This is a genomic window from Pseudomonas sp. G(2018), from assembly GCF_005502415.1.
Classification (GTDB): Bacteria; Pseudomonadota; Gammaproteobacteria; order Pseudomonadales; family Pseudomonadaceae; genus Aquipseudomonas.
In genome coordinates, this window is record NZ_SCOO01000040.1 from 1 (window position 1) to 13,281 (window position 13,281).

At 60.8% G+C, this 13,281-nt stretch carries 16 protein-coding genes and 1 pseudogene; 9 read left to right on the top strand and 8 right to left on the bottom strand.

Features of this window, described 5'->3' with window-relative positions:
- A pseudogene (locus FFS64_RS26910) lies at positions 1-188 on the bottom strand (DUF533 domain-containing protein); the annotation flags it as partial.
- Between the two features lie 262 nt (positions 189-450).
- On the opposite strand from FFS64_RS26910, the gene pcsA reads away from it, so the two are divergent.
- The 3 genes from pcsA (at position 451) to FFS64_RS26925 (ending at position 2,597) form a co-directional block, all read left to right on the top strand.
- A complete protein-coding gene (gene pcsA, locus FFS64_RS26915; RefSeq protein ID WP_137807834.1) occupies positions 451-1,173 on the top strand; it encodes a phosphatidylcholine synthase in 723 nt (240 codons plus the stop codon).
- A 4-nt stretch (positions 1,174-1,177) separates the two neighbouring features.
- Complete coding sequence (locus FFS64_RS26920; protein ID WP_137807835.1) at positions 1,178-1,564, top strand: DUF488 domain-containing protein; 387 nt, start codon at positions 1,178-1,180, stop codon at positions 1,562-1,564.
- Between the two features lie 106 nt (positions 1,565-1,670).
- Positions 1,671-2,597: a universal stress protein gene (locus tag FFS64_RS26925; protein WP_137807836.1), complete on the top strand. Its 927-nt coding sequence runs from the start codon at positions 1,671-1,673 to the stop codon at positions 2,595-2,597.
- 75 nt (positions 2,598-2,672) lie between these two features.
- On the opposite strand, the gene FFS64_RS26930 is transcribed toward FFS64_RS26925, so the two are convergent.
- Both FFS64_RS26930 and FFS64_RS26935 read right to left on the bottom strand, forming a co-directional pair.
- Complete coding sequence (locus FFS64_RS26930) at positions 2,673-3,485, bottom strand: class I SAM-dependent methyltransferase (protein ID WP_137807837.1); 813 nt, start codon at positions 3,483-3,485, stop codon at positions 2,673-2,675.
- A gap of 37 nt (positions 3,486-3,522) precedes the next feature.
- Positions 3,523-3,792 (bottom strand): DUF4242 domain-containing protein, encoded by a 270-nt coding sequence (locus FFS64_RS26935; protein WP_095193511.1) that lies wholly within the window; start codon positions 3,790-3,792, stop codon positions 3,523-3,525.
- Between the two features lie 196 nt (positions 3,793-3,988).
- Between FFS64_RS26935 and FFS64_RS26940 the strand changes: the two genes are divergently transcribed.
- Positions 3,989-4,954, top strand: a complete 966-nt coding sequence (locus FFS64_RS26940; protein ID WP_137807838.1) for an AraC family transcriptional regulator — start codon at positions 3,989-3,991, stop codon at positions 4,952-4,954.
- A 113-nt stretch (positions 4,955-5,067) separates the two neighbouring features.
- On the opposite strand, the gene FFS64_RS26945 is transcribed toward FFS64_RS26940, so the two are convergent.
- The 3 genes from FFS64_RS26945 to FFS64_RS26955 form a co-directional block, all read right to left on the bottom strand.
- The gene (locus tag FFS64_RS26945; protein ID WP_137807839.1) at positions 5,068-6,294 is read right to left on the bottom strand and encodes a cytochrome c biogenesis protein DipZ; all 1,227 of its coding nucleotides are present in this window, start codon (positions 6,292-6,294) and stop codon (positions 5,068-5,070) included.
- Between the two features lie 62 nt (positions 6,295-6,356).
- Complete coding sequence (locus tag FFS64_RS26950) at positions 6,357-6,569, bottom strand: hypothetical protein (protein WP_137807840.1); 213 nt, start codon at positions 6,567-6,569, stop codon at positions 6,357-6,359.
- A 48-nt stretch (positions 6,570-6,617) separates the two neighbouring features.
- Positions 6,618-6,881 (bottom strand): DUF2790 domain-containing protein, encoded by a 264-nt coding sequence (locus FFS64_RS26955; protein ID WP_137807841.1) that lies wholly within the window; start codon positions 6,879-6,881, stop codon positions 6,618-6,620.
- Between the two features lie 307 nt (positions 6,882-7,188).
- Here FFS64_RS26955 and FFS64_RS26960 point away from each other — a divergent pair, with 307 nt between their 5' ends.
- The 5 genes from FFS64_RS26960 to FFS64_RS26980 all read left to right on the top strand — a co-directional run bounded on the left by FFS64_RS26960 (position 7,189) and on the right by FFS64_RS26980 (position 11,600).
- Entirely contained in the window at positions 7,189-7,929 is a 741-nt protein-coding gene (locus FFS64_RS26960) for a response regulator (RefSeq protein ID WP_137807842.1), read from the top strand.
- Positions 7,926-9,236 carry an ATP-binding protein gene (locus FFS64_RS26965; RefSeq protein WP_137807843.1) on the top strand — a complete coding sequence of 437 codons (1,311 nt, stop codon included), beginning with the start codon at positions 7,926-7,928 and terminating at the stop codon, positions 9,234-9,236. Before FFS64_RS26960 ends, FFS64_RS26965 begins: the two co-directional genes overlap by 4 nt.
- Before the next feature lie 204 nt (positions 9,237-9,440).
- Positions 9,441-10,073 carry a CDP-alcohol phosphatidyltransferase family protein gene (locus FFS64_RS26970; protein WP_137807844.1) on the top strand — a complete coding sequence of 211 codons (633 nt, stop codon included), beginning with the start codon at positions 9,441-9,443 and terminating at the stop codon, positions 10,071-10,073.
- On the top strand, positions 10,060-10,659 hold the full coding sequence (locus FFS64_RS26975) for a 1-acyl-sn-glycerol-3-phosphate acyltransferase (protein WP_137807845.1): 600 nt from the start codon (positions 10,060-10,062) through the stop codon (positions 10,657-10,659). The genes FFS64_RS26970 and FFS64_RS26975 overlap by 14 nt, the downstream gene beginning before the upstream one ends.
- Positions 10,656-11,600, top strand: a complete 945-nt coding sequence (locus FFS64_RS26980; RefSeq protein ID WP_137807846.1) for a phosphatidate cytidylyltransferase — start codon at positions 10,656-10,658, stop codon at positions 11,598-11,600. Before FFS64_RS26975 ends, FFS64_RS26980 begins: the two co-directional genes overlap by 4 nt.
- Positions 11,601-11,666: 66 nt before the next feature.
- On the opposite strand, the gene FFS64_RS26985 is transcribed toward FFS64_RS26980, so the two are convergent.
- Positions 11,667-12,425 (bottom strand): DUF2063 domain-containing protein, encoded by a 759-nt coding sequence (locus FFS64_RS26985; RefSeq protein ID WP_137807847.1) that lies wholly within the window; start codon positions 12,423-12,425, stop codon positions 11,667-11,669.
- Positions 12,418-13,257, bottom strand: a complete 840-nt coding sequence (locus FFS64_RS26990; protein ID WP_137807848.1) for a DUF692 domain-containing protein — start codon at positions 13,255-13,257, stop codon at positions 12,418-12,420. The genes FFS64_RS26985 and FFS64_RS26990 overlap by 8 nt, the downstream gene beginning before the upstream one ends.
- Positions 13,258-13,281: the final 24 nt, after the last annotated feature.

The following is a 13,281-nucleotide window of genomic DNA, read 5'->3' on the forward strand; positions in this document are numbered from 1 at the left end:
AGCAGTCCGCCCAGCCCGCCCATTCCACCCGAGCCAGCGCCGGCACCACCACCGCCGCCACCCAGCAGGCCGCCGAGCAATCCGCCCTGGTCACCCAAACCGCCTTGAGCAGATGCCCCGCCACCCTGTCGCGGCATCGCGCCCTGGCCGCCGCGCAGTAATTGTTCGAGCAGATCGCTGGTGTTCATGACGACGTCCTCATCGAAGGGAGTGATCCAGTCAGACAACAATAGTCCTCGCCGGTAATTGTGCTACCACCGTTTGGCTGACGTGGCCCCCGCATGGTGCTGGGGATATTCCAGGGTCTTTTTTTACGGCGCAGCTAAGATTCATAGGTGGTGAACCTTATTCCCGGATACCCGGTCGATACCTGCAACCCGACCCGGTTTGCCGCTGCCCTCGATACTGAAGGCGATGACTGGCTTGCTTCACTTTCTGGAGAACGCCCCCGTGATATCGACTCTACACATCGCCAGGCTCAAAGCGTGGGGAGCCCATGGTTTTACCGCCACCGGCGTGGTCACCGCCTTCCTCGCGACCCTTGCCCTGCTCGATAATCAGCCGACCAATTGCCTGCTATGGCTAGGCGTGGCGCTGATCGTCGATGGCCTGGACGGCGCACTGGCGCGCAAGGTCAATGTGCAGTCGGTGCTGCCGAGTTTCGACGGTTCGATCCTCGATCTGGTCATCGATTACCTGACGTATGTGTTCATCCCGGCGCTGTTCATCTATCGCTACATCCCGCTGCCGGACTACACGCTGCTGCTGACCGTGTCGCTGATTCTGGTGTCGTCGCTGTTCTGCTTCTGCAACGTCAATATGAAAAGCAAGGACAACTACTTCCAGGGCTTCCCCGCCGCGTGGAACGTGGTCGCCCTGTGCCTGTACATCATCGCGCCGTCGCCGTGGATCACCTTCTTGACCGTCATTGGCCTGGCCCTGTTGACCCTGACCCGCATGAAATTCCTGCACCCGTTCCGTGTTCGCCGCTTCATGCCGATCAACATTGCCGTGACAGCCATCTGGCTGTTGTGCAGCCTGTCACTGGTGATCAACCATCCGCTGATCAACCCGCTGGTGATGGGGCTCTGGCTATTGATGTCGGCCTATTTCCTGGGGATCTGCTTCTGGCGCACGGCGCTGGAGTGGTTCGACGGATCGCGGCTCAAGTAACGCCATGCCTATCCATATCGTGCGACTCGGTTCGCCGCGAAAACCCGACGAAGGTCTACGCCTGGGCACCGTACGCCGCCCACCCCGTGGCGTACCGAAAGCCGAGTTCGCCACGCGGGATTTCTACGATGTATGGCAGCCGCTGCTGTCGCCCAGTGCGGAGCTGGTTGCCGAAGCATTGGCGGCACAAGATGCCAAGGCCTGGGCCGCGTTCGTGCGCAAGTTCAAAGCTGAAATGAAGCAGCCGGCCGCCAGTCAGATGCTGGATCTGCTGGCCGCCCTGTCCCATCACACCGCCCTGGCCGTGGGTTGTTATTGCGAGGAAGAGGCGCACTGTCATCGTTCTGTGTTGCGCGAGTTGCTGGAGGCGCGGGGCGCGGAAGTTAATTAACTCCTACATTTGATTGGTGTGATGGCAGACACCTCCGATAACCGGCCCCAACTGCGGCCAATCATGGTCAATACTTAACATGCCGAACGCCCCCGGGAGGTTTGTCATGTCCGAGCAATCACGTTTCATGCTGGTGACTTCACCGCTGATGGAACACAGCCCCGCCTTCGATCGGGCTGCGGCATTGGCCAAGGCTGAAGACGCGGCGCTGCACATTGTGGCATTCGACTATCTGGAAGGCCTGGCCACGGCCAGTCTGGTCAACGAAAAGGCGCTGGAACAGATGCGTTTGGGCTATGTCGATCGCCACCGCCAGTGGCTCGAAGACCAGGCCCGGCCTTTGCGCAAAATCGGCGTGCACGTCACCACCGAGGTGGCATGGGTGGAAAAACCGCTGGAAGAGATTCTGATCCACCTCAAGGAACAGCCGATGGACGTGCTGATCAAGGCGCTGGAGCACCAGTCGCTGCTGTCGCGGCTGATCTTCACCCCGCTGGATATCCACCTGTTGCGCGAGTGTCCGGTGCCTTTACACTTCGTCAGCCACGCGGTTAACGCCCTGCCCCGCAAGGTGGTGGCCGCGGTCGACCCCTTCCATCGCGATGACCACTACAGAAGCTTCAACGACCGGATCCTGCACGAAGCCTCGAAACTGGCCAGTGCCTGTAATGCCGAGCTTGACGTGGTCTACGCCTACGATCTTTCGTCCATCAGCTCCGACGAGTTCGGCTTCGACAACGGCTCGGCGTACTTCTCCTCGACCAAGAACAAGACCCTGTATGACGCCCAGCTGGAAGCCTTCAACGAACTGGCCGAACGCAACGGCATCGCAGGCCCCCAGCGACACATGATCATGGGCAGCCCGGCCAAGGTCTTGACCCGTTACGCCGATGCCTATGACGTCGACGTGATCGTCATGGGCCGCCTCGGCCATCGCGGCATGGGGCGATTGATCGGCAGCACGGTGGAACACCTGCTGTACAAAATGCCGTGCAGTGTGTGGGTGGTGTACACGGAGCGGCTGGATGAGTGACGAAGATCAGGCTGGTCACCGCCCCTTGTGGGAGTGAGCCTGCTCGCTCCCACAAGAGAACCCTGTGTCGTCAGGTCAGCGCCTTGTGATCACCACCTCCAGGTACTCACTCGGCACCACCAGCGACTTCTCCCCCGCCCGGTTCAGGCGGTTCAGCAGTTCGGTCATGTCGTTTTCCAGGGCCTTGGCGCCGTCCGGGGGCAGCGCCGCGAACGCCTTGTGCACCGGGCCGTACCAGCTGCGGAAGGTGTCGATGAAATGCCCGGCGTTGCGATAGCGGAAGTTGAAGGTCTTGCGCGTTACCTGGACCAGGAAGTTGCGCTCGTCGAAGTGCTCGTGCAACCAGGCTTCGGTGCCCCACCGCGAGGGCGGTTGCGCACCGGCGGGTGGCGGCATGTGCTTGCCCAGGATCTTGAACATCTGGCCGACGAAGCCTTCCGGGGTCCAGTTGGCCAGGCCGATCCGCCCTCCGGGCCGACAGACCCGCGCCAGTTCCGCAGCCGCCTTGGGCTGGTCCGGCGTAAACATTACGCCGAAGGTGGAAAGCACGGCATCGAAACTGGCATCTTCAAAAGGCAGCGCTTCGGCATCGGCCACTTGAAACGTGACGTTGAGGCGTTCAGCCCTCGCCCGGTCCTCACCGCGTTCGAGCAGCGCGGCCACATAGTCGGTAGAAATGACATGGCAACCCCGGCGCGCGGCGGCCAACGTGGCGTTGCCATTGCCGGCGGCGACATCCAGCACTTGTTCATCGCACAGCAGGTCGCAGGCTTCGGCCAGTTGCTCGCCGACAATCTGTAAGGTGGTGCCGATCACGGCATAGTCGCCACTGGCCCAAGCGGCCATTTGACGGTTCTTCAAGGCAGTAAGATCAATGGGTGTACTCATGAATTCCGCTCCGTTGCGGGTTGGAACGCAGCCCGGCCTATTCTGCCGTGGTCGGATCGATGATGGACGTGACTTGGGAAATGCGATTGGCCGGGAAACCGCTCTGCCTGGCGTGCTCCATGATCTGCTCTTCGCTCGGCGCGATGTACACGCAGTACAGCTTGTCACCGGTGACATAACTTTGCAGCCACTGCACCTGCGGCATATCGCGCAAGGTCCTGCAGGACTTTTGCGAAGCGGCCTTCAAATCCCTTTCTGACAGTGTTCCAGCGCCTGGTATCTCGCGTTCTATGACGAACTTCGGCATGGCAACCTCTCATTCTTGTTATTGATGACAGGGTCGGCAGTGACCCTGTAGGCGAACTATCGCTCCGGCGCGCGCCGGCGTCCTGCCCGATCGTCGGCCAACCTTGTCCGATCGTCCGGAGATTCCATGCCTGGCAACGACAGGCTCACAATCAAGCTCATCACTCACAACCGTCTGCCCACACGGGAATACCCCCATGGATGCCCTGTCACAGACTCTGCGCGTCGTCCGCCTGGTCGGCGCCATTTTCATCAACGCCAGGTTCACCGCGCCCTGGTGCTACCAATCGCCGACTGCCGACACCGCCGCACCGTTTCTGGAGCCGAATGCCGAACGGGTGGTGATCTTCCACCTAATCACCGAGGGCGAGTGTTACGTCGAACTGGGGGACGATCCGCCCCTGCTGCTGACCGCCGGCGACGTCGTGGTTTTCCCTCAGGGCGATGCCCACCGCATGAGCTCCAGCCCCGGATTGATTCCGGCCAGTGGCGGGCGTCTGGATAAGGTTCTGGCACGGCGACCACGGCAACTGAGCTATGGCGGTGGCGGCGCGGTGACGCGACTGGTGTGCGGTTATCTGGCCTGCGATACGCGGCTGGCGGGGATGTTGCTGACGGGACTGCCGGCAGTGGTGCGAGTCAATGTGCGCGGCTCGAATGCCGGTATCTGGCTGGAATCGTCCGTGCGTTACGCCCTGACCGAAGCCCGCTCGCCAAGACCTGGCGGCGAAGGCGTGCTGGCGAAGCTGGCCGAGGTGCTGTTCATCGAAGTGCTGCGCCTGTACATGCACGAACACGGCGAAGGCCGCACCGGTTGGCTGGCCGGAGTCAGCGACCGGATCGTCGGCGCCGCCCTCAACGCCATGCACAAAAAACCCTGCCACACCTGGACCCTGGATGAGCTGGCACGCACCGCCGGCACCTCAAGGTCGGTATTGGCCGAACGCTTTCAGCAATTGGTCGGGGTTTCGCCGATGCAGTACCTGACGCAATGGCGCATGTTGCTGGCGGCCAATCTGTTACGCAGCAGCAACAGTTCCTTGATCCGCATCGCCGAAGAAGTGGGCTATCAGACCGACACGGCGTTCAGTCGGGCCTTTCGGCGAGAGTATGGCGCGCCGCCGGCGGCGTGGCGGCGGACGCAGGCGGCGGCCGTTCATTGAACTTCATGGTCTGTGTAGGAGCCGCCGAAGGCTGCGATCTTTTGATCTTTAAAAAACAAGATCAAAAGATCGCAGCCTTCGGCAGCTCCTACATTGAGTGTCGCGTTGCGGTTTTACGCAGCCGGAACAGGGGTCTTGGCGTCAGCCTTGGCCTCTTCCAGCAACTGCTGGATCATCTTCTCCTGATCATCGTAGCGACCTTCACCGAAGTGGGTGAAACGTACTTGTCCCTTGGCGTCGATCAGGTAGTGCGCGGGCCAGTACTGGTTGTCGAAGTTGCGCCAGATGGTGTAGTTGTTATCGATCGCCACCGGGTAGGTGATGCCGTATTCCTTCACCTTGTCCTTGACGTTGTCGATGATGCGTTCAAACCCGTACTCAGGGGTGTGCACGCCAACCACCACCAGGCCGTCCTTCTCGTATTTCTTAACCCAGTCCTTCACGTAAGGCAGGGTGCGTTTGCAGTTGATGCAGTCGAAGGTCCAGAAGTCCACCAGCACCACTTTGCCCTTGAGCGATTCGTTGGTCAGTGCCGGTGAGTTGATCCACTCCACGGCGCCGGACAGCGACGGCATCGCGCCCTGGGCGTTGTCCATGGAATCGGCCTTGACCTTGCTGACGAAGTAATCGACGACTTTCGGCACGGTTTCCAGCACGCCTTTCTCGACCTTGCCGATGCCTTCCGAGGACGTGTTGGCCAGCAGCACGTTGTCGGCACCGGTGGAGATCACCGCTGCACCGGCCAGCACCGCGACGCCGGCACCACGACGCAGCCAGCCCGTCACCGGGATCGACGGTTTCAAGCGATTGACCAGGCCGCGACCGGCGAAGATCAGGACACCCAGGGACAAAGCGCTACCCAGACCGTAGGCCACCAGCAACAGACTGGTGTTGGCATTGGCGCCTTGCAACATGGCACTGGTGAGGATCACTCCGAGGATCGGTCCGGCACATGGCGCCCAGAGCAGGCCGGTGGCGACGCCGATCATCAGCGACCCCAGGGGACCTGAGACTTTGCGACTGTTCGGGTCAAGGCGATTGCCCAGCAGTACGAACGGACGTGCCAGCCAGTCACCGACCCGGGCGGAGATCAGCGACAGGGCAAACAGCACCATCACGATCAGGGCCACATGGCGGCCGGCGTTGCTGGCCTGTATCACCCATTCGCTGCTGACCACGGCCAGGCTGGAGACCAGAGCAAAGGTCAGGGCCATGCCGACGAGGGTCAGCAGGATCGACGAGCGCTTGCGGTCGACGCCGGCGAACAGGAACGGCACGACCGGCAGGATACAAGGACTGAGGACGGTCAATATGCCGCCCAGGAAAGCGATTAGGAACATGGGATCACCTTTGAAATTGTCAGGAGGCATTCAACCCTTGTGGGAGCGGTGGTGTTCTGAACTCACGCGGTTTGTTCATCCAGCCACTTGCCTTGAGGCGTGCGGCTGGAACCGTTTTCCGCGAGGAGCGCATCGGCCCCCTGCTTCGCCACCGGCGTCAGTTGGAAGCAGGTGCTGCTGCCGCAAGCGCTTTGTTCTGCAGCGGCATTGGCGTGTGCCGCGGCACCCGCGACGGAGAAGGCAATGGCGGTCAGGAATCGGCTGACGTTGTTCATGATTTTTTCCTCGCTTGAAATGGCATCAGTAACGGGTGATCGCAGGGCTCAGTTGTCCGCATTGCAGCTGTCGGAAATCTTGCGGTAGTCCAGGACCTGGGTTTTGTTGTGCGAATCCAGGTAGGTCAATTGCGCATCGACCACCCCGCAGGAAGCCGAAGAGTCCTGTTTCAGCGACACCACTTTCTTGATGTCCAGTTGCGTGCCGTAGGTGTAGGTTTGAGTGCCCATATCGGCTTCGGCACGGGCCGAGAAGGTGCAGATGTTCAGGGCGGCAAACAGGCAAGCGGCGTAGATGGCTTTGTTGTTCATGGCGGATTCCTCAAGGTTTCAATAGGTAGTTCGTAAGTTGGGCCGAGGCGGTTTGGGGTTGCCTCGATGGAACCTATTAAAAGCGTGCGAGGTATCCCGTATGTGTCGGGAAAAGGCGTCTGTAAATCGGTACGTATCTGGGCCGGGCCGGGATACAGAGCGATACAAACCAGGGGGAAATTCGCGTTTTTTTGTCCGTGTGTATCCATCGACAAGACAGATACACTCCAATACAAACGCCTGAAGGCGAGCGGGCCAACGCTCGATAGACTGAGCGACATCCCCCATTTGATAGAGGCACGTCCCCATGGAACACGTCGATCACATTCTCATCGTTGACGATGACCGCGAGATCCGGGAACTGGTGGGCAACTATCTGAAGAAGAACGGCTTGCGCACCACGGTCGTGGCGGATGGTCGCCAGATGCGTACCTTCCTCGAATCCACCCCGGTCGACCTGATCGTGATGGACATCATGATGCCGGGGGACGACGGCCTGATGCTCTGCCGCGAGCTGCGCGCCGGTAAACACAAAGCCATCCCGATACTGATGCTCACCGCCCGCAACGATGAAACCGACCGCATCATCGGCCTGGAAATGGGCGCCGACGATTACCTGGTCAAGCCGTTCGCCGCCCGCGAACTGCTGGCCCGCATCAATGCCGTACTGCGCCGCACGCGGATGCTGCCACCGAACCTGGTGGTGACCGAAACCAGTCGCCTGCTGGCCTTCGGGCGCTGGCGTCTGGACACCTCGGCCCGCCACCTGCTCGACGGCGATGGCACCATGGTCGCCCTCAGCGGCGCCGAATACCGCTTGCTGCGAGTGTTCCTCGACCACCCGCAGCGGGTACTCAACCGCGACCAGTTGCTCAATCTGACCCAAGGCCGCGACGCCGATCTGTTCGATCGCTCCATCGACCTGCTGGTGAGCCGCCTGCGTCAGCGTCTGCTGGACGACGCCCGCGAACCGGCCTACATCAAGACGGTTCGCAGCGAGGGCTATGTGTTTTCCCTGCCGGTGGAAATCGTGGGAGCACCCACATGAATCTCTCGATGCGCTGGCCTCGCACCCTGGCCTCACGGTTGTCGCTGATTTTCCTGATCGGCCTGATCCTCGCCCAGGCGCTGTCCTTCGGCGCGCAGTACTACGAGCGCTACGAAAGCGCGAAAAACACCATGCTCGGCAACCTCGAGACCGACGTCTCGACGTCCATCGCCATCCTTGACCGCTTGCCGGCCGAAGAGCGCGCAGGCTGGCTGAAACAGCTGGACCGGCGCAATTACCGCTATTTGCTCGATGACGGCTTGCCGGGCACCTCAATGGACATGGACATGCCCGAGGCACCCATCGCCGTGACTTCGATCAAGGACGCTATCGGCATGGAGTACCCCATGACCGTGACCGACATTCCGGGCCCGCAGAAACGCTTTCAGGTCCATCTGAAACTGGCGGACGGCAGCCCGGTGACCATCGACGTGCGCCCTTCGATGCTGCCGCTGTCGCCCTGGCTGCCCTTCGTATTGCTCGGGCAATTGGCGCTGATGATCGCCTGCACCTGGCTGGCCGTGCGGATTGCCATTCGCCCCCTCACCCGCCTCGCCGAGGCCGTGGACACCCTCGACCCCAACACCCACCCGGTGCTGCTGGACGAAAAAGGCCCGACCGAAGTGGCCCACGCGGCCAAGGCTTTTAACGCCATGCAGGCACGCATCGCCGCCTACCTCAAGGAACGCATGCAACTGCTGGCGGCGATCTCCCACGACCTGCAAACGCCGATCACCCGGATGAAATTGCGCGCCGAGTTCATGGACGATTGCGTGGAAAAAGACAAGCTATGGAACGACCTGGGCGAAATGGAACACCTGGTGCGTGAAGGCGTGGCCTATGCCCGCAGCGTCCATGGCGCCACCGAAGAAAGTCGCCGCACCGATCTGGACTCGTTCCTCGACAGCCTGGTGTTCGACTATCAGGACGTGGGCAAGGACGTTCATCTGAGCGGCAAAAGCGCCGCCGTCATCGATACCCGCCCCCACGCCTTGCGTCGGGTATTGGTGAACCTGACGGACAACGCCCTGAAATTCGCCGGTGCCGCCGAATTGCTGGTAGAAAAAAAGGCTGACGGCAGCGTGTCGGTCAAAGTCATGGACCGGGGTCCTGGCATTGCCGAAGAGGAACTGGCCCAGGTCATGGAGCCGTTCTATCGCGTGGAGAACTCACGTAACCGCAGCACCGGTGGCACCGGCCTGGGCCTTGCGATTGCGCAACAACTGGCGTTGGCGATCGGGGGATCGCTGACCTTGAGCAATCGTGAAGGTGGGGGGTTGTGCGCCGAGCTCAAACTGAAAGGGTAATGGCATCAATCACGACGCACACTGTAGGAGCGAGCTTGCTCGCGAAAAACCCGAGGGCACCGCTGGGCATCTGATTTTTCGCGTTATCGTTCACGACCATCGCGAGCAAGCTCGCTCCTACAGATGCAGGTTCGCAGGAAAAACCTGTGCCACTGCTGATTGCATATACGCTTAGTAAAAATCCAGCGACCGGGATACTAAGCGATGGACGACAACAGAAGGCCGATCAAGGCGCGCTCTACGGGGTGGGCCAAGCGCATCACCGACCTGCTGGTCAAACGCGACATTTCGCCCAATCAGATCTCCGTCGCCAGCGTGTTCTTTGCCCTCGCTGGCGCGGTTGCACTGAATATCGATAACGGTGTCATCGGCTCGATCTGCTGCGCCGCCGCCATTCAGCTACGCCTGCTGTGCAATCTCTTCGACGGCATGGTGGCCATCGAAGGCGGAAAACAATCCGACATCGGCAGCCTCTACAACGAATTCCCCGACCGTATCGCCGACAGCCTGCTGATTGTCGGGCTCGGCTACGCCATTGCGCAGCCGGAGCTCGGCTGGTTTGCCGCCCTGGCCGCCGCGCTGACGGCCTATGTCCGGGTGTTCGGTGGTTCCATCGGCCTGAAGCAGAACTTCATTGGCCCAATGGCCAAACAGCACCGGATGGCCGTAATGACCGTCGGCCTGCTGCTCAATGCCATTGAGGCCAACGTGTATGACACGCACTATGTGCTGTTGTTGACGCTGGTCATCATCGCCATCGGTGCCGCCGCAACCTGCGTTACCCGAACCCTAGCGATCTCCAGGCAACTGAAGGAGGCCGGCCATGTGGATCAGTAATGCCCTGATCGCGGTGCTTCGATTGCTGATCGGCGTCACCGCCCGTTGGGAAAGCCCGCCGGATCTTGCGCGCCAGCGCATCTACTTCGCCAACCACACCAGCCACATGGACACCCTGGCGATCATCGCGGCCCTGCCCCCTGAAGCCAGGGTCAATGTCAAACCGGTCGCCGCTGCCGATTACTGGGGCAAGAACCGGTTTCTCTCGTACATCTCCCAGCGAGGGCTCAATGCGGTCCTGATCGAACGCAATCCGGCACCGGGCACCAATGTGCTGGAGCCGATCTTCGATGTGGTGCGGGCCGGCCATTCGATCATCATTTTCCCGGAAGGCACTCGCTCGACCCAGGCCTTGCCGGGGGAGTTCAAATCCGGGTTGTACCGGTTGAGCGAGTCCTTTCCCGATGTCGACCTGGTGCCCATCTACCTGGAAAACCTCCATCGCTCCATGCCCAAAGGCAAACACGTACCGTTGCCGATCATCTGCACGATCCGCATCGGCAACCCGTTGCCACGAATCGCGGGCGAAGAAAAACAGGTGTTCCTGGAGCGGGCGCGTGACGCCATCGTGAGGCTGTCGACATGAGTCTTGAAGAAAAATTCCTGTGGTTCTTTGCCGCCATCGCCTGTCTATTGGCGGTCGCGTCCGTCATTGGTCGAGTCCTGGCCAAACGGGCCACGACCGAAGCCGCGATCTCCACCATCGAAAACCTGAATCAGCGGGTGAATGCCTGGTGGGGGATGGTGATCATCTTCTTCGTGTCCTGGTTGCTGGGGCCGAATGCAACGGTGGTCCTGTTTGGTTTCATATCACTGTTTGCGCTCAGGGAATTCATCACCCTGACCCCGACGACACTGGGTGACCATAACGCGCTGTTTTCGGCGTTTTTCATCCTGATCCCGCTGCAGTATCTGCTGATCGGCACCCACTGGTACTCGATGTTCACCTTGTTGATTCCGGTGTATGCCTTCCTGCTGCTGCCGGCGATTGCGGTGCTGAGCCAGGACACGGAGGCCTTTCTGGAAAGAACGGCGAAGATCCAGTGGGGGGTGATGATCTGCATTTATTGCATCAGCCACGCGCCGGCGCTTTTGCTTCTGGATCTGCGAGGCTTCAGCGGGCAAAACGCACTGCTGCTGTTCTACCTGGTGTTCGTCGTTCAACTGAGCGATGTGTTGCAGTACGTCTTCGGCAAGCTTTTCGGCAAACGCAAGGTCGCGCCACTGGTGAGCCCGTCAAAAACCGTGGAAGGCCTGGTAGGTGGCGGGCTGTCCGCCACGCTGATCGGCGGTTGCATGTACTGGATGACACCCTTCAGTTTCTGGCAGTCGTTGTTGATGTCCCTGGTGATCGTGGTGATGGGGTTCCTCGGGGGACTGGTCATGTCGGCGATCAAACGCAGCCTGAGTGCCAAGGACTGGGGCACCATGATCAAGGGACATGGCGGTATGCTCGACCGGATGGACTCGATCTGCTTTGCAGCGCCGATCTTCTTTCATCTGACGCGGTATTTCTTCTCCGCTTGACCCCTATGTGGGAGCGAGCAAGCCCGCTCCCACAGGGGGTTATGGTGTTTGGGGGATTGTGTTGGGTCAGGCAGCTACGCCAACCACCCCTTCCCCCTGCATCTGCCGCAACAACGCCAAGCCGTTATCAAAGAATGCTTGCGAGCCGGTCATCCCCGCCTCTACCGACAACTCTTGCAGCTGCGCACGCCCATTCAACTCGGGAAACTCGCCGATGCGCTGCAACAACCGCCACGCCAACGGGGTCAACGCGGAGAACTTCACACTCCAGTCTTCGGACCGGCGTACCAGCAGTAGCGTCGGTTGCTCCGGTGCGGTATCCGGCTGGTAACCGGGTCCCACCAACTGCACCGGCCAGGCATACGCCAGCGGCCAGGCCAGTGGCGAAACCTGCAACGGGCGATCCAGCAACGCGTCAGCATCGCCGGAGGGCAACGGCTCCGCCTCGGATTGTTGCAGAGCCATTTCCACCCATTCGTAGTGCGCCAGCTCCACCATGTATGGCGGCCACGAACCGGCGTTCAGCGCCGCAGGTTCAGCGGCGAGAAACTCGACGAACTCCTCGGCGATTTCACCGAATTTCGGTGTATGGGCGCGGTAATCACGCAGGAACATCCGCACCAGTTCCCGCCAGCGCTTATCGCCGAGAATCTTCACCAGCACCGGAAAGGTGCCGCTGATCAGCGACGACAAATTGTTGAACACCAGCTCACGGTAGACACGCGCCCGCGCCGGGTCCATTTCCGGGGGTGGCGCGCAGTGGTCGGGATCGCGCAGGTACTGGCCCATGCTGCTTTGCTGATCAAACAACGAGCGCTTAGCCACGGTTCACCTCCCGGGTCTGCAACCGGCGAATGGTCTGTAATTCAGCGACCAGCTCGGAAAACGCCGGAAAGTTGAAATCCCGCTCCAGCAAGGTCGGTTGCGCGCCGAACCGGGCATAGGCCTCGGACAATAACGACCACACCGCCGGTTTGACCGATGCGCCATGGGTGTCGATTTTCAAGGTGTCGGACTCATCGAAGTGTCCGGCGATGTGCATGGCCACCACACGGTCCGCATCGATGCCGGCCAGGAAGGAACGTGGATCGAAGCCGTGGTTGATCGAATTGACGTAGACGTTGTTGACGTCCAGCAACAGGTCGCAATCAGCTTCGCGCAGCACGGCGTTGGTGAAGGTCACCTCGTCCATATCCTGCTGTGGCGCGGCGTAGTAGGAGACGTTTTCCACCGCCAGGCGCCGACCGAGAATGTCCTGGGCCTGACGGATGCGCGCGGCGACGTGATGCACCGCTTCTTCGGTAAAGGGCAGCGGCAACAGGTCGTAAAGGTGACCGTCATCGCTGCAGTAACTCAGGTGCTCGCTGTACAGCGGCACATTGTAGTGATCGAGAAACACCCGCACCTCTTGCAAAAACCCGACGTCCAGCGGCGATGGCCCGCCCAGGGACAGCGACAAACCGTGGCACGACAACGGATAACGCTCGGCCAGGGCCCGCAGCGCCGCGCCATGGGCGCCGCCGATGCCGATCCAGTTCTCCGGCGCGACTTCCAGAAAATCGAAATGGCCGGCCGGAGCAGCCTGGAGGTCTTTCATTAAACCGCGACGCAAGCCGAGCCCGGCGCTGGCCTTGGCTGATGTGATGGGGGTCTGCATGGTGTCGATCTCAAGGGTTGTCAG